This window comes from Paracoccus sp. 228, assembly GCF_000967825.1.
GTDB lineage: Bacteria > Pseudomonadota > Alphaproteobacteria > Rhodobacterales > Rhodobacteraceae > Paracoccus > Paracoccus marcusii.
The window spans coordinates 569842-585311 of the sequence record NZ_JYGY01000002.1 but is presented as its reverse complement, the minus strand read 5'-3'; the positions used below and the strand labels follow the sequence as shown (position 1 = coordinate 585311).

Below are 15470 nucleotides of genomic sequence, written 5' to 3'. Positions count from 1 at the left end.
CCTCAGCCGCCAAGCGCCAGGCAGTCGGTCCCCGAGGATTGCAGCGCGGAACAGAACTGCCGCGCCTCGGACAGCGAATCAAAGCCCGCGACCCGCAGCCGCCAGAAGGTGCGGCCGTTCGACTGATGTTCCTGGATGACCGGCGACTTGCCCGAGAACAGGCCGCCATTGCGCCCCGCCAGCCGCTGCCATTCGCCATTGGCGATGGAGTCGCTGTCGAACGCGCCGACCTGCACGACGGGACCGCTGGCGCTGCGCGCTGCGGCGGGTGCCGGGGCCGGCGTGGGTGCTGCCGCGGGACGGTCGGGGGCCGGCGCCGGGGCCTGGGCCAGGGCGGTCTGCGCGGCGACGGGCGCGGGTGCCGCGGCAACCTGCGTCACACGGGGGCGCGGCGTGGGGCGGGCCGATGCGACGACCACGGCGGGGTTCGCCTCGGCCTGGGCCTGGGCCAGCGCCTCGGCGATGGCTGCGGACTGTGCCGGAAGACCGTTCTCGTCGGTGACGACCTCGGTCACCGCACCCTCGCTGGCGGGGGCGTCGATGATCGCGGCTTGATTGACGGCGTGATCGGCCAGGGCGCGTTCGGCGGCGGCGGCCGCCTCGGCCTCAGCCAGGGCGCGGGCCTCGCTGTCGGACAGCGGCACGATGGGCTCGCCCGCGAAAGTCAACGGCGTCTCCGACGGGTTCGAGGGTTCGCGGGCGGTGGCGCCCAATTCTCCCATGGCGACGTCATCGGCGGACAGGTCCACCGGCGCCGGCGCGATCGCGACCTGCTCGGTCGGCGACAGGACCTGCCCACCGGCGACCGAATTCACGGCCAGTCCGGTATGGTTGGTCAGCTGACCGCCCGGATCCTCGGCGGTGGTGCGGGCCTCGCCCTGGACGGCGCGGATGACGGGCACGCCCGACACGTCGCGCGACACCAGCTGCCAGCCCCAGGCCATCAACCCGACCATCAGCGCCACCGATGCGACCGCGCCCATGTAATGGGTCACCCGCGCCAGCCGCGCCGGCAGGCCGTCGGCCTGCCCGGGGTGCTGTGCCTGACCGGCAGCCGCTGCCGGCTGTCCGTTCTGATCGTAAGAGAATTCGCGCTTCACCTTGTGACGCGAGAAAACGTAGCCGCCTTCGCGGAAGTCCATCACTGCCATGTTCGCCTGCCCGCCGGTTGTCCCGGATTAACTTTTGCCTGCTCTCAGCCTTCCCCGGCGGCGACGCATTCGGTCAGCGCATTTCTTCCGCCGGAGTGACGCCAAGAATAGCGAGACCAGATGAAATAACAACGCCAACCGCCCGGACCAGCGCAATTTTTCCTTGGCTTGTGACCGCGTCGCCATCCTGGATGAATCGCAGCGACATGTCGTCATTGCCGCGATTCCACAGCGAATGCAGGTCGGATGCCAGTTCATACAGGAAGAACGCCACACGATGGGGCTCGTGCGCGCGGGCCGCGTTCTCGACCAGGCGCGGCCATTCGGCGACCTTGCGGGCCAGTTCCAGCTCGGCCGGGTGGGACAGGACGGACAGATCGGCATCCGCCAGGGTCGAATCGTCGACCGCGATCCCGGCCTCGGTCGCGCGGCGCAGCACGGAATGGACCCGGGCGCTGGCATACTGGACGTACCAGACCGGGTTGTCCTTGGACTGTTCCAGCACGCGGGCAAAGTCGAAATCCAGCGCCGCGTCGTTCTTGCGTGTCAGCATGATGAAGCGCGTGACGTCGGCCCCCGCCTCCTCGACCACGTCGCGCAGGGTCACGAAGGTGCCGGCGCGCTTGGACATCTTGAACGGCTCGCCGTTCTTGTACAGCTTGACCAGCTGGATCAGCTTGACGTCCAGCGGCACGCGGCCGTTCGACAGCGCCTTGACCGCCGCGTTCATCCGCTTGACATAGCCGCCGTGATCGGCGCCGAAGACGTCGATCAGCTGATCGAAGCCGCGGTCGATCTTGTCCCAGTGATAGGCGATGTCGGGCGCGAAATAGGTCCAGGCGCCGTCCGACTTCTGGATCGGCCGGTCCACGTCGTCGCCATGCGCGCTGGACCGGAACAGCAGCTGCTCGCGCGCCTCCCAGTCCTCGGGCAGCTTGCCTTTCGGCGGCTCCAGCACGCCGCGATAGATCAGGCCCTGCGTGTCCAGGCGCGCGATCGCATCCTCGATCCGGCCGGTGCCGTACAGCGCCTTCTCGCTGGAATAGACGTCCATCTCGACGCCCAGGATCGCCAGGTCGCCGCGGATCTGCTCCATCATCGCCTGCGTCGCGAATTCGCGGATCTCCTCCAGCCATTCGGCCTCGGGGCGGTCCAGCAGGCTGTCGCCGTACTTGGCCTTCAGCGCCTCTCCGACGGGGATCAGATAGTCGCCGGGATACAGCCCCTCGCGGATCTCGGGCTCCAGCCCGTTCGCCTCGCGATAGCGCTCGTATGCCGAGCGGGCCAGCACGTCGACCTGCGCACCGCCGTCATTGATATAGTATTCGCGCGTGACGTCATGGCCGGAGAACGCCAGCAGCCGCGCCAGCGCATCACCGAAGACCGCGCCGCGGACATGGCCCACATGCATCGGACCGGTGGGGTTGGCGCTGACGAACTCGACGTTGACCTTGGCGTTCGCCCCAAGGTCGGACCGCCCGAATTCGGTGCCCGCCTGCAGGGCCGACCGGATCACGCCCTGCCAGACCACCGGAGACAGGCGCAGGTTCAGGAAACCGGGGCCCGCGACCTCGGCCGCGCTGATGCGGGGGTCGGTCAGGCGCGCGGCCAGGCGGTCGGCGATCTCGCGCGGCTTCATGCCGGCGGGCTTGGCCAGCACCATCGCGGCATTGGTGGCCATGTCGCCATGCGCCGGGTCGCGGGGCGGTTCGACCGTGACATTGGCGGTATCCAGGCCTGCGGGCAGCTCTCCTGCGGCGGCCATCTGGTCCAGCGCCTCGACGACGACGCCGCGCAAATCGGTGAAAAGGTTCATCATGGGCTTCCTGATTGACCCCCGGGGGTTACCCTTTCGGACGGGGAGAGGTCAACCGAAAGCCCCGCGCCACCGCACCGCCGGCGGGACGGACCACGCAAAAGATTGACGCGGCAGCGCCTTTGGTCTACGCGATGCGGGCCTGCATCCGGCAGGCATCAAGGCGGGGCGTCCGTGTTTGCGTCCCAACTTAGCCGCCACTGCGCCAGACGGGCGCGCGGCTTGGAACGCATCGCGCCAGAACGGGCGCGGCTTAATGGAAAGCCCCGAATGACCAAGTTCTCTGATCTGAAGCTGGACCCCAAAGTGCTGCAGGCCGTGCTGGAAGCCGGCTACGAGACGCCGACGCCCATCCAGCAGGGGGCGATCCCGCCCGCCCTGGAAGGCCGCGACGTGCTGGGGATCGCGCAGACCGGAACCGGCAAGACCGCCAGCTTCACCCTGCCGATGATCACGCTGCTGGGCCGCGGCCGGGCCCGCGCGCGCATGCCGCGCAGCCTGGTGCTGTGCCCCACGCGTGAGCTGGCCGCCCAGGTGGCCGAGAATTTCGACACCTATGCCAAGCACACCCGCCTGACCAAGGCGCTGCTGATCGGCGGCGTCAGCTTCGGCGAACAGGACAAGCTGATCGATCGCGGCGTGGACGTGCTGATCGCCACCCCGGGCCGCCTGCTGGACCATGTCGAGCGTGGCAAGCTGCTGCTGACCGGCGTTCAGATCATGGTCGTGGACGAGGCCGACCGCATGCTGGACATGGGCTTCATCCCCGATATCGAGCGCATCTTCCAGCTGACGCCCTTCACCCGCCAGACGCTGTTCTTCAGCGCCACCATGGCCCCCGAGATCGAGCGGATCACCAACACCTTCCTGCACTCGCCCGAACGGGTCGAGGTCGCGCGTCAGGCCTCGGCCAGCGAGACGATCACGCAGCGCCTGATCCAGCTGACCCCCACCCGCCGCGACATGGCCGCCAAGCAGAAGCGCGACCTGCTGCGCGCCCTGATCGACGCCGAGGGCGAGGGGCTGACCAACGCCATCGTCTTCTGCAACCGCAAGACGGACGTCGACATCGTCGCCAAGTCGCTGGCGAAATACGGATACGACGCGGCCCCGATCCACGGCGACCTGGACCAGAGCCAGCGGACCCGCACGCTGGAATCGTTCCGCGACGGCAAGCTGCGCCTGCTGATCGCATCCGACGTCGCGGCGCGCGGCCTGGACATCCCGGCGGTCAGCCACGTCTTCAACTACGACCTGCCCAGCCATGCCGAGGACTATGTCCACCGCATCGGGCGCACCGGCCGCGCGGGCCGTCTTGGCACCTCGATCAGCATCGCCGTGCCGTCCGACGACAAGTATCTGGCCGCGATCGAGCAGTTGCTGAAATCCTCGCTGCCGCGGGTCGAGGCGCCGGCAGGATTTGCCGGTGGCGACGCACCTGCGCGCGACGACCGCAAGGCCGAAGGCAACGCCACGGAGGATCGCAAGGGCGGATCGCGCGAACGCGGCCGTCGCCGCCGTCGCGACGAACCCCGCCCCGAGGCGGAAGCCGCAGCGCCCCCCGCACCCGTCGCGACCGCAGCCGAACCGGAGGCCCGCATGGAGCCCAAAGCGCAGCCTGAACCCCGCCCCGAGCCCGAAGCACGCGCCGAGCAGCCGCGCCGCGAGGAGACCCGCAAGGACGAACGCCGCGAGGATCGTCGTGACGACCGCCGCGGCGACCGCCGGGATGACCGTCGCGACGGACGCCGTGGTCGCGATCAGGACAACCGCGGGTCGCAGGTGATGGGCATGGGCGATCACATCCCCCAGTTCATGCTGGTCGAACTGCGCAGCGTCGGCCTGTCGGACGACGCCCCGACCGAGACCGGGGCAGAGGCCCCCGCCGCCGATCCCGCCCCCAAGCCCGCACGCCGGTCGCGCGGCCGCGGTCGCGGCAAGGCGCAGGCCGAGACGGCGACCGAAGCCCCCATCGAAGCCCAACCCGAGGCCACGCAGCCCGAGAGCGTGCCGGCCGACGCCGTTCAGGACGCGCAGCCCGTGGCCGAAGCGCCCGTTCAGGCAGAGGCACCGGCGGTCGAACCCGCCGCGGAACCCAAGCCCAAGCGCACCCGAGGCCGCAAGAAGGTCGAGACGGCCGAAACCGACGCCCCCGCCGCCGAGCCGGTCGAGGAGACAGCGCCCAAGCCCAAGCGGACGCGCAGCCGCAAGCCCGCCACCGATGCGGCAGAGGCCCCCGCCGAAGCTTCGGTCGATGCGCCCAAGCCCACCCGTCGTCGCAAGGCCGCGACCGCCGATGCCGCGACGGACGCGCCGGAAAAGCCCAAGCGTACCCGCCGCAAGAAGGCCGACGCCGACGCGCAGCCCAAGGACGCTGACGCGCAGGCCTGATGCGCCGCACGCGTCGCCCGCTATCCCGACTGCGCGGGGGCCGTCCGCCCCTGCGCAGTCTTCTGCCCGATCTGGCCCTGGGCCTGATCGCCGCCCTGGGCCTTGCGCCCCTGGGCATCTGGGCCGCGACGCCGCTGGCGATGGCCGCGCTGATCTGGCGGCTGTCGCCCCTGCCCGCCGCCGCCGTGTTCTGGCACGTTCTGGCCGCGGGCTTTGGCTGGTTCGCCCTGTCGCTGTCCTGGATCACCGAACCCTTCCTGGTCGACATTGCCCGCCACGGCTGGATGGCGCCCTTTGCGCTGATCCTGATGGCGCTTGGGGGTGCCCTGTTCTGGGCGGTCCCGGCCGGCGCGGCCGCCCGTCTGGCCCGCGGTCCCGCTGCGCAGGCCACGGCGATCGCTGCGGCACTGGTCCTGTCGGACTGGCTGCGCGGCTGGATCTTCACCGGCTTTCCCTGGGCCCAGATCGGCCATGCATGGATCGACACGCCCGTCGCCCAGATGGCCGCGTGGACCGGGGCCCTGGGCCTTGGCACGCTGACGATGGCGCTGGCCGCACTGCCGGTCCTGTTGCGCGGGCGCGCGGTGATGGCGATAGCCCTGGCCGCGGCCCTGCTGGCAGGTCCGTGGATCGCGGGGACGATGCGGCTGGCCGCACCGATGCCCGCCGACCGGCCCGTGACCCTGCGGATCGTGCAGCCCGATGCAGCGCAGCACCTGAAGTGGGACCCCGAATGGTCCACGGTCTTCTTCCAGCGCCTGCTGGACCTGTCCGCCGAACCCGGCCCCCGCGATCTGGTCATCTGGCCCGAGACAGCCGTGAACTTCCTACTGGAGGATGCCGACGCGGTCCTGCCGATGATGTCCCAGGCCGCGGGCGCGCCTCTGGTCATGGGCATCCAGCGCCGCGAGGGCAGCCGCTTCTTCAACAGCCTTGCGACCGTCGTGCCGGGCGGACAGATCACCCAGGTCTATGACAAATTCCATCTGGTGCCGTTTGGCGAATACGTCCCCTGGGGCGACGCGCTGGCCCATCTGGGCATCGGCGCCTTTGCCGCGCGGCAGGGCAACGGCTATTCCGCCGGTCCCGGACCACAGATCATGTCGGCGCCGGGCGTCCCCGACTTTCAGCCGCTGATCTGCTATGAGGCGATCTTTCCCCAGCATCTGCGCCATCTGGACCAGCGCCCCGGCTGGCTGCTGCAGGCCACCAACGACGCATGGTTCGGCACCCTGTCGGGCCCGTACCAGCATCTGGACCAAGCCCGCCTGCGCGCGATCGAGACGGGGCTGCCGCTGGTGCGCGCCGCGAATACGGGGGTCAGCGCGGTGATCGACGCGCGCGGGCGCATCCTGGCCAGCCTGCCCCTGAACCAGCCCGGCAAGATCGACGCGGCGCTGCCCGGCGCGCTGCCCGCGACGCCGTGGCTGGCGGTCGGGAACGTGCCGGTCGTAACGCTGCTGCTGCTGGTTCTGGGCCTAGCCCTGCGGCCGCGGCGCCGGGGGCGCGCGGCCTGACGCTGTCCGCCTGGCGACCCTAGTCGCGGATGAACCGGCTTTCCTTGATCTGATCCCAGGCCCAGACCACCTCGGACAGGCGATCCTCGTCGGAACGGTCGCCGCCGTTCATGTCGGGGTGCAGGTCCTTGACCAGCGATTTGTACTGCTTGCGGATCTCGGCGCGGGTCCAGTGATCCTTGGCCTCCAGGATGTCCAGGGCGCGGCGTTCGGTGGGCGGCAGCTTGCGCGCGCTGGACTGCGCGCGCGATTCCGGCGCGGTGCCGTTCGCGCCCAGGATCTCCAGCGGGTCGCTGACGCCGTGGCGGGCCCACTTGTCCTCGGCCGCGGCGCGACCGAAGGGCTTGGTGGGGCGTTCCCAGACCGTCGCATTGTCGATGAACTGCTGGAACTCCTCCTCGGACTGGCCCTGGAAGTAGTTCCAGTTCGCGTTGTAATCGCGGACGTGCTCTTTGCAGAACCAGAAGTAGTCGTCGAGGTTGCGCGGGTTCTTGGGTGCGCGATACTGGCCCGGCTCGTCGCATCCCTCGCGCTCGCAGGTGCGGGTCGAGGTCTCGAACGCCCCCGACATGCCGCGCCGCCCTTTGGTCTTGCGCTTCTTGTCCTTGGCGGCGGAAATGTCGAAACCGAACGGGTCGTTCTTGCTCATCCTGGGGCACCTTTGCGACTCAAGGCGGGCAGTTTAGGCTATCTGACGGGACATGAAACCCCTTGACGGAAAGGATATGCGGATGATCGCGGACCAGATGACCGAACGGCTGGCAGCCCTGCAGCCCACTACCCTGCAGGTGCTGGACGAAAGCGAGGATCATCGCGGCCATGCAGGCTTTCGCGACGGGGGCGAAAGCCATTTCCGCATCCGCATGGCCAGCCCTGCCTTTGCCGGGCTGACGCGGATCCAGCAGCACCGCCTGGTCCATGCGACCCTGGGCGACATCGTGCCGCGGATCCACGCGCTGGCGCTGGAACTGTCGGAAAGCCCGGACCGTTAGCGCCGTCAGGCTTGCTGCCCCCTGTCCCGCCCCCTAGAAAGCCCCCAACCTGCAGCACGAAGGGATGAGGGACATGACCGCGCCGAAGGATTTCAACGACAGGATGCTGTCCCTGGGGCTGGCCCGCGTCAGCGAGGCGGCAGCCCATGCCTCGGCCCGGCTGATCGGCCGCGGCGACGAGAAGGCCGCCGATCAGGCCGCGGTGAACGCGATGCGCGACCAGCTGAACATGCTGGACATCAAGGGCGTCGTCGTCATCGGCGAGGGCGAGCGCGACGAGGCGCCGATGCTGTTCATCGGCGAGGAGGTCGGCACCGGCGAGGGCCCCGAGGTGGACATCGCGCTGGACCCGCTGGAGGGCACCACCCTGACCGCCAAGGACATGCCGAACGCGCTGACCGTCATCGCGATGGCGCCGCGCGGCACGCTGCTGCACGCGCCCGACGTCTATATGGACAAGCTGGCCGTGGGGCCGGGCTATCCCAAGGATGTCGTCAGCCTGGACATGAGCCCGGCCGAACGCGTGCGCGCCCTGGCCCGCGCCCGCGGCTGCGAGGACGGCGACATCACCGTCTGTATCCTGGAGCGTCCGCGCCATGAGGAGATGATCGCCGAGGTTCGCCAGACCGGCGCCGCGATCCGCCTGATCACCGACGGCGACGTGGCCGGCGTGATCCACTGCGCCGAGGCCGAGCTGACCGGCATCGACATGTACATGGGTTCGGGCGGCGCGCCCGAGGGCGTCCTGGCCGCGGCCGCGCTGAAATGCATGGGCGGGCAGATGTGGGGCCGGCTGATGTTCCGCAACGACGACGAACGCGGACGCGCGAAGAAGGCCGGGATCACCGACCTGGACCGCATCTATGCCCGCGACGACCTGGTCACCGACGACGTGATCTTTGCCGCGACCGGCGTCACCGACGGCTCGATCGTCGCCGGCGTCAAGCGCGAGCCGGGATACCTGACGACCGAGACCATCCTGATGCGGTCCAAGACCGGATCGGTGCGGCGCATGACCTATCGCAACCCGGTGAAGTGAGGTAAGGGGGGGCCTCGCGCCCCCCTGTCCCGTCCCGGGACGACCCCGGGGCCTTTGGACAAAGAAGACACATGACGGCATTTCTGGGCATCGACAGCTCGTTGACCGGGCGGCGGTGGATCGGACCGCCCGCCGATCTGGAACGGCTGGCCGAAGGACTGGCCCAGCAGGCGGCCCTGCCCCTGCCGGTGGCCCGCGTGCTGGCCGAACGCGGCGTGCCGCCTTCCGAGGCGGCCGGGTTCCTGGCACCCAAGCTGCGCGACCTGCTGCCGGACCCGCTGACCCTGCGCGACATGGACGTCGCCGCCGAACGGCTGGTCGATGCCGCCGTCAACGGCCAGCGCATCGCGATCTTTGCCGATTACGATGTCGACGGCGGATCGTCGGCCGCCCTGCTGATCGACTGGCTGCACCAGCACGGGCGCCAGGCGACGCTTTATATCCCCGACCGGATCGACGAGGGGTACGGCCCCAACGTCCCCGCCATGACCGCGCTGGCGGCGGCGCACGACCTGATCGTCTGCGTCGACTGCGGGACGCTGTCGCATGACGCGCTGGCCGTCGCCGCGGGCTGCGACGTGATCGTCCTGGACCACCACCTGGGCGGAGAGACCCTGCCCCCCGCGCTGGCCGTCGTGAACCCGAACCGCATGGACGAGGACGGCGCGCTGGGCCATCTGTGCGCCGCGGGCGTGGTGTTCCTTACGCTGGTTCAGGCAGGTCGCGTGCTGCGCCAGCGGGGCCTGCCGCAACCGGACCTGATGGCGATGCTGGATCTGGTCGCGCTGGCCACGGTCGCCGATGTCGCGCCGCTGGTCGGCGTCAACCGCGCGTTTGTCCGCCAGGGTCTGGCCGTGATGGCGCGCAGGCAGCGGGCGGGTCTGGTCGCGCTGTCCGACATCGCCCGGCTGGACGGCGCGCCAAGCGCGTTCCACCTGGGCTTCCTGCTGGGTCCGCGCATCAATGCGGGTGGGCGCGTGGGTCGCGCCGATCTGGGCGCGCTGTGCCTGTCCTGCCGCGACGCGTCGCAGGCCGATCAGCTGGCGCGCCAGCTGGACGCGCTGAACAGCGACCGCCGCGCGATTGAGGCCGCCGTCCGCCTGGAGGCCCTGTCCCAGGTCGAGGCGCGGGGTGATGCGCGCCTGTCCTGGGCCGCGGGCGCGGGCTGGCATCCGGGCGTGGTGGGCATCGTCGCCGCCCGCGTCAAGGAGGCGACCGATCTGCCATCCGTGGTGATCGGGGTCGATCACGGCATCGGCAAGGGCAGCGCCCGGTCGGTTCCCGGCGTCGATCTGGGCCGCGCGATCCAGCGTCTGGCGCATGAGGGTCTGCTGCAAAAGGGCGGCGGGCATACCATGGCCGCAGGCCTGACCGTCGAGGAGGCAAAGATCCCCGCCGCGATGGACCGGCTGGCCGAGCTGATCGCCCGCGATCTGGCGGGCCGCACCGGGTCGGGCGACCTGCGCATTTCGGGCCTCCTGGAGCCGTCGGGTGCCACCGCGCCCATGTACCGCATGCTGGAGGATGCCGGTCCCTTCGGGCAGGCCGCCCCCGCGCCGCGCTTTGCGTTTTCCGACCAGCTGATCGACAGCGCCGCGACCATGGGCGACCGCCACCTGCGCCTGCAGTTCCGCAGCCCCGGCAGCCCCCCGATGGAGGCCGTGGCCTGGGGCGCGATGGACGGCCCGCTTGGTCCCGGCCTGATCGGCGCTAAGGGGCGGCGGTTCCACCTGGCCGGCAAGCTGGAGCTGTCGACCTGGGGCGGGCGGGAACGCCTGCGCCTGCGCCTGGACGATGCGGCACCCGCGACCGGCAACCTTTGACCCCACCGGGGGTTCTGGTCACGACCGGACGCGGCCGCTAACCTGCCGCGACAGCGCGAAGGAGACCCCATGAAACTGACTTGGCTTGGCCATTCCGGCTTTCGTCTGCAGATCGAACAGGCCGTGATCCTGATCGACCCCTGGTTCAGCGGAAACCCCGTCTTTCCCGACGACCGGCGCGCCGAGGCCATCGACGGCGCCACGCATATCCTGATCACCCACGGCCATGGCGATCATACCGGCGACACGCTGGCCTTGGCCAAGGAGCTGAAGATCCCCGTCGTGGGCATCTTCGACCTGATCGGCCATTGGGAAAAGACCGACAAGATCGAGGGCATCGGCTTCAACAAGGGCGGCACGGTCGATCTGGGCGGCGCGCAGGTGACGATGGTGAACGCGACGCATTCCAGCTCGATCAGCGGGCCGGACGGTCCTGTCTATGCGGGCCACGAATCGGGTTACATGATCGCGGGCGACGGGCATGTGATCTATGTCTCGGGCGACACCGACATCATGGCCGACATGGAATGGATGGGCGACCTGCACAAGCCAGACATCGGCATCCTGTGCGCGGGCGGGCATTTCACCATGGACATGTCGCGCGCGGCCTATGCGGCCAAGCGCTATTTCGACTTTAAGACCGTGATCCCCTGCCATTACAAGACCTTCCCCCTGCTGGAACAGTCGGCGCAGGTGCTGATTGACGCCCTGTCCGGCGTCGACGTGATCGAACCCAAGGTGATGGAGGCCATCGCGCTGTGAGCTTTCAGACCTTCGACGACCCGGCGGGCGGTGGCGATCATGCCGCCCGCCTGACCGCCCTCCGCCAGTTGATGGCACGCGAACAGCTGGACGCGGTCATCGTGCCGCGCGCTGACGTGCATCAGGGCGAATACGTGGCCGATGCCGACGCCCGGCTGGCCTGGCTGACCGGGTTCACCGGCAGCGCGGGATTCGCGATCGTGACGGCTGACCAGGCGGGCGTCTTCATCGACGGCCGCTATCGCGTGCAGGTGCGCAGCCAGATCGACCTTGGTCATTTCACCCCGGTGCCCTGGCCCGAGACGCGCCCCTCTGCCTGGCTGGCCGAGGCCCTGCCCCAGGGCGGTCGCGTGGGTTTCGACCCCTGGCTGCACACCCGCAAGGAGATCGCCGGGATGGAGGGCGCGCTGACTGACACCGGGATCGCCCTGATCGCGCTGGACCACAATCCGGTCGACGCGATCTGGCCCGACCGCCCAGCCCCGCCCGTGGGCCCTGCCCGCATCCACCCCGACGCCATCGCCGGAGAGAGCGCGGCGCAGAAACGCGCCCGCCTGGCCACCGATCTCAAGGCGCAGGGGCAGGCAGCGGCGCTGCTGACGCTGCCCGACTCGATATCCTGGCTGCTGAACATCCGCGGCAGCGACCTGCCCAAGAACCCGGTGGTGCAATCGTTTGCGGTGCTGTCGGACAGCGGCGATCTGGCGCTGTTCGCGGACCCAGCCAAGTTCGACGCCGACCTGCGCGCGCATCTGGGCAATCATGTCCACATCCTGCCGCATGACGCGCTGGCTGCGGCGCTGACCGACCTCGAAGGCCCCGTGCGCCTCGATCCCGGCTCCGCGCCCGAGGCCGCGTTCCGCATCCTGGAGGCCGCGGGCACCACCGTCGTCGCAGGCCCCGACCCCGCCGTCCTGCCCAAGGCCCGCAAGAACGCGGCAGAGCTTTCGGGCATGCGCAGCGCCCATCACCGCGACGGGGTGGCCATGGTGCGCCTGTTGGCATGGCTAGACCGTCAGGACTCCGCCGCCCTGTCCGAGATCGACGTGGTCCGCCAACTGGAGGGGCTGCGCCGTGATCAGGGCATCCTCGACATCAGCTTCGACACGATCATGGGCGCCGGTCCGAACGGCGCCATCGTCCATTACCGCGTGACCGAGGCGACCAACCGTCGCTTGGCCGCGGGCGACCTGCTGCTGATCGATTCCGGCGGCCAATACGCCGACGGCACCACCGACATCACCCGCACCGTGCCCTTGGGCGATCCGCGCCCGGACGCGATGAGGCCCTTCACCGCGGTGCTGCGCGGCATGATCGCCCTGTCGCGGGCGCGCTTTCCGACCGGCGTGACCGGGGGGCATCTGGACGCCCTGGCGCGTCAGTTCCTGTGGTCGCAGGGTCTGGACTACGATCACGGCACCGGCCACGGCGTCGGCGCGGCACTTTGCGTGCATGAAGGCCCGGCGCGGATCAGCCGCGTCAGCGACGTGCCGCTGGAACCCGGCATGATCCTGTCGAACGAGCCCGGCTACTATCGCGAAGGCAGCTTCGGCATCCGGATCGAGAATCTGATCGTCGTGACCCAGGCCGATGCGGAACCGGGCCGCCAGATGCTGGGCTTCGACACGCTGACGCTGTGCCCCATCGACCGCCGCCTGATCGACCGCGCCGCGCTGTCGGCCGACGATGTCGCCTGGCTGGACGCCTATCACGCCCAGGTTCGGATCAGCCTGTCGCCCGATCTTCAAGGGCAGGATCTGGACTGGCTGACGGCGGCGACCGAACCGCTCGGCCAGGTGTGACATCCGGGGGGTGCGGGGGGCAGGCAGCCCCCCGCGCCGCCGCGGGACGCAAACCTCACAACAGCGACAGGATGCGCGCCGCCTCGTCCCTGCAGGGTGCCAGCGCGCCGCGATCCTCGCCCGGATGGAACCGCGCGCGGACGGCGGTCGGCATGGGCGCCGGCGAATCGATCAGCACCCGCGGGCCGGTCTGCACCGTCTCGGCCTGCCAGCTGCGCGCCAACGCGATCTGCGCGGCCTTGGACGCGCCGTAGGCGCCAAAGAATTTCTGCCCGCCCCGCGCATCGTCAAAGAACAGCGCCGTTCCCCGGCGCTGGCGCAGCAGCGGCTCCAGCATGGCGATCAGGCCGCGGGTGACCTCGACATTGACCAGCATCGACTTGGACCAGTCGCGCCCCTCGATATGAGGCGCCGGCGACATCGGCGCCGCATGAACCGCGCAATGCGCCCACAGGTCCAGCCCGCCCCACCGGCCGGCGATGGCCTGGGTCATCTGCTTCATCGCCTCGGGTTCGGTCACGTCCATCGGCGCCAGTGTCGCCTGGCCACCGGCCGCACGGATGCGGTCGTCCAGTTCCTCCAGCGCGCCCACGGTCCGCGCAACCGCCAGCACGTGATAGCCCTGCGCCGCCAGCCCCTCGGCCAGCGCCGCCCCAAGCCCCCGAGAGGCCCCCGTCACCAGCGCCAGCCGGGTGGCGCCTGTCTGTTCGATCTCGCTCATGTCCGGTCCCTTGCCACCGCGCGTCCCCCCGCGCAACCACGAAAAAGGGGCCCCCGAAGGGACCCCCATGCCTGATCTGTCAGGACGCTCAGCGCGCCTTCAGGTCCACATAGTCGCGGCGGTCGCTGCCGACATACAGCTGGCGCGGACGACCGATCTTGTTCTGCGGATCGCCGATCATCTCTTTCCACTGCGCGATCCAGCCCACCGTGCGCGACAGCGCGAAGATCGGCGTGAACATCGAGGTAGGGAAGCCCATCGCCTCCAGAATGATGCCCGAATAGAAATCGACGTTGGGGTACAGCTTCTTCTCGATGAAGTACTCGTCCTCCAGCGCGATCTTCTCCAGCTCCTTGGCGACCTGCAGCGTCGGGTTGTCGCCCACGCCCAGCAGGTCCAGGACCTCGTCGGCCGATTCCTTCATGACCGTCGCGCGCGGGTCGAAGTTCTTGTAGACCCGATGGCCGAACCCCATCAGCTTGAACGGGTCGGACTTGTCCTTGGCCTTGGCGATGTATTCCGGGATCCGGTCGACGGTGCCGATCTCGCGCAGCATCTCCAGGCAGGCCTGGTTGGCGCCGCCATGGGCGGGACCCCACAGGCAGGCGATGCCCGCCGCGATGCAGGCGAAGGGGTTCGCCCCCGACGATCCCGCCAGGCGGACGGTCGAGGTGGACGCGTTCTGCTCGTGATCCGCATGCAGGGTGAAGATGCGATCCATGGCGCGGGCCAGGGCCGGGTTCACCTCGTATTTCTCGGCCGGGACCGAGAAGCACATGTTCAGGAAGTTCGACGCGTAATCCAGGTCGTTCTGCGGATAGACGAAGGGCTGGCCGATCGAGTATTTATAGGCCATCGCCGCGATCGTGGGCAGCTTGGCGATCAGGCGGATCGCCGCGACCTCGCGCTGCCATTCGTCGTTCACGTCGGTCGAATCGTGATAGAAGGCGGACATGGCGCCCACGACGCCGACCATGGTCGCCATCGGATGCGCGTCGCGACGGAAGCCGCGGAAGAAGTTGTGCATCTGCTCATGCACCATCGTGTGGCGCGTGACGCGGGCGCGGAAATCCTCCATCTGCGTGGGCGAGGGCAGCTCGCCGTACAGCAGCAGATAGCAGACCTCCAGATAGCAGGATTTCTCGGCCAGCTGCTCGATCGGATAGCCGCGGTACCACAGCTCGCCCTTGTCGCCGTCGATGAAGGTGATCGTCGAATCGCAGCTGGCGGTCGAGGTGAAGCCGGGGTCATAGGTGAAGACGTCCGCCTGGCCATACAGCTTGCGGATGTCCAGAACGTCCGGGCCCTTGGTGGGCGACAGGATGGGCAGGTCATAGTCCTGCCCGTTCAGGTGCAGTTTAGCGGTCTTGTCGGCCATGCAAAGGCGTCCTTCCGGCTAAGGCCGGGCGGTCCGTCGCGTAAACCCGTCAGACAGCCCTGGCATGTGAGGGCAGGC

Annotated in this window: 11 protein-coding genes and 1 pseudogene; 7 read left to right on the top strand and 5 right to left on the bottom strand. The window is 69.4% G+C overall.

The window, feature by feature from the left end; translation table 11 throughout:
• Positions 1 to 2: 2 nt before the first annotated feature.
• The gene (locus tag SY26_RS08150; RefSeq protein WP_064503546.1) at positions 3 to 1151 is read right to left on the bottom strand and encodes an SPOR domain-containing protein; all 1149 of its coding nucleotides are present in this window, start codon (positions 1149 to 1151) and stop codon (positions 3 to 5) included.
• A 73-nt stretch (positions 1152 to 1224) separates the two neighbouring features.
• Complete coding sequence (gene argS, locus SY26_RS08145; protein ID WP_045981793.1) at positions 1225 to 2967, bottom strand: arginine--tRNA ligase; 1743 nt, start codon at positions 2965 to 2967, stop codon at positions 1225 to 1227.
• Between the two features lie 270 nt (positions 2968 to 3237).
• On the opposite strand from argS, the pseudogene SY26_RS08140 reads away from it, so the two are divergent.
• Both SY26_RS08140 and lnt read left to right on the top strand, forming a co-directional pair.
• Positions 3238 to 4815, top strand: a pseudogene (locus tag SY26_RS08140) (DEAD/DEAH box helicase); the annotation flags it as partial.
• Between the two features lie 542 nt (positions 4816 to 5357).
• The gene (gene lnt / locus SY26_RS08135) at positions 5358 to 6875 is read left to right on the top strand and encodes an apolipoprotein N-acyltransferase (protein WP_084693763.1); all 1518 of its coding nucleotides are present in this window, start codon (positions 5358 to 5360) and stop codon (positions 6873 to 6875) included.
• 19 nt (positions 6876 to 6894) lie between these two features.
• Here the strand turns inward: lnt and SY26_RS08130 are convergent, their stop codons facing one another.
• A complete protein-coding gene (locus SY26_RS08130) occupies positions 6895 to 7524 on the bottom strand; it encodes a J domain-containing protein (protein ID WP_046000058.1) in 630 nt (209 codons plus the stop codon).
• An 82-nt stretch (positions 7525 to 7606) separates the two neighbouring features.
• On the opposite strand from SY26_RS08130, the gene SY26_RS08125 reads away from it, so the two are divergent.
• The 5 genes from SY26_RS08125 (at position 7607) to SY26_RS08105 (ending at position 13293) form a co-directional block, all read left to right on the top strand.
• Positions 7607 to 7867 carry a BolA family transcriptional regulator gene (locus tag SY26_RS08125; RefSeq protein ID WP_045981785.1) on the top strand — a complete coding sequence of 87 codons (261 nt, stop codon included), beginning with the start codon at positions 7607 to 7609 and terminating at the stop codon, positions 7865 to 7867.
• A 73-nt stretch (positions 7868 to 7940) separates the two neighbouring features.
• Positions 7941 to 8906 carry a class II fructose-bisphosphatase gene (glpX, locus tag SY26_RS08120; protein ID WP_046000057.1) on the top strand — a complete coding sequence of 322 codons (966 nt, stop codon included), beginning with the start codon at positions 7941 to 7943 and terminating at the stop codon, positions 8904 to 8906.
• 71 nt (positions 8907 to 8977) lie between these two features.
• Positions 8978 to 10729, top strand: a complete 1752-nt coding sequence (gene recJ, locus SY26_RS08115; RefSeq protein ID WP_046000056.1) for a single-stranded-DNA-specific exonuclease RecJ — start codon at positions 8978 to 8980, stop codon at positions 10727 to 10729.
• A gap of 69 nt (positions 10730 to 10798) precedes the next feature.
• Positions 10799 to 11491 (top strand): metal-dependent hydrolase, encoded by a 693-nt coding sequence (locus SY26_RS08110; protein WP_046000055.1) that lies wholly within the window; start codon positions 10799 to 10801, stop codon positions 11489 to 11491.
• Positions 11488 to 13293 (top strand): aminopeptidase P family protein, encoded by a 1806-nt coding sequence (locus SY26_RS08105; RefSeq protein WP_046000054.1) that lies wholly within the window; start codon positions 11488 to 11490, stop codon positions 13291 to 13293. Before SY26_RS08110 ends, SY26_RS08105 begins: the two co-directional genes overlap by 4 nt.
• Positions 13294 to 13348: 55 nt before the next feature.
• On the opposite strand, the gene SY26_RS08100 is transcribed toward SY26_RS08105, so the two are convergent.
• On the bottom strand, positions 13349 to 14014 hold the full coding sequence (locus tag SY26_RS08100; protein ID WP_046000053.1) for an SDR family oxidoreductase: 666 nt from the start codon (positions 14012 to 14014) through the stop codon (positions 13349 to 13351).
• A gap of 88 nt (positions 14015 to 14102) precedes the next feature.
• The gene (locus SY26_RS08095; protein ID WP_046000052.1) at positions 14103 to 15392 is read right to left on the bottom strand and encodes a citrate synthase; all 1290 of its coding nucleotides are present in this window, start codon (positions 15390 to 15392) and stop codon (positions 14103 to 14105) included.
• Positions 15393 to 15470 lie beyond the last annotated feature (78 nt).

What these genes read in the sequence shown, in the direction of transcription:
- SY26_RS08150 (WP_064503546.1), bottom strand. Translation starts at nt 1,151, where the DNA reads ATGGCAGTGATGGACTTCCGCGAAGGCGGCTACGTTTTCTCGCGTCAC.
- argS (WP_045981793.1), bottom strand. Translation starts at nt 2,967, where the DNA reads ATGAACCTTTTCACCGATTTGCGCGGCGTCGTCGTCGAGGCGCTGGAC.
- lnt (WP_084693763.1), top strand. Translation starts at nt 5,358, where the DNA reads ATGCGCCGCACGCGTCGCCCGCTATCCCGACTGCGCGGGGGCCGTCCG.
- SY26_RS08130 (WP_046000058.1), bottom strand. Translation starts at nt 7,524, where the DNA reads ATGAGCAAGAACGACCCGTTCGGTTTCGACATTTCCGCCGCCAAGGAC.
- SY26_RS08125 (WP_045981785.1), top strand. Translation starts at nt 7,607, where the DNA reads ATGATCGCGGACCAGATGACCGAACGGCTGGCAGCCCTGCAGCCCACT.
- glpX (WP_046000057.1), top strand. Translation starts at nt 7,941, where the DNA reads ATGACCGCGCCGAAGGATTTCAACGACAGGATGCTGTCCCTGGGGCTG.
- recJ (WP_046000056.1), top strand. Translation starts at nt 8,978, where the DNA reads ATGACGGCATTTCTGGGCATCGACAGCTCGTTGACCGGGCGGCGGTGG.
- SY26_RS08110 (WP_046000055.1), top strand. Translation starts at nt 10,799, where the DNA reads ATGAAACTGACTTGGCTTGGCCATTCCGGCTTTCGTCTGCAGATCGAA.
- SY26_RS08100 (WP_046000053.1), bottom strand. Translation starts at nt 14,014, where the DNA reads ATGAGCGAGATCGAACAGACAGGCGCCACCCGGCTGGCGCTGGTGACG.
- SY26_RS08095 (WP_046000052.1), bottom strand. Translation starts at nt 15,392, where the DNA reads ATGGCCGACAAGACCGCTAAACTGCACCTGAACGGGCAGGACTATGAC.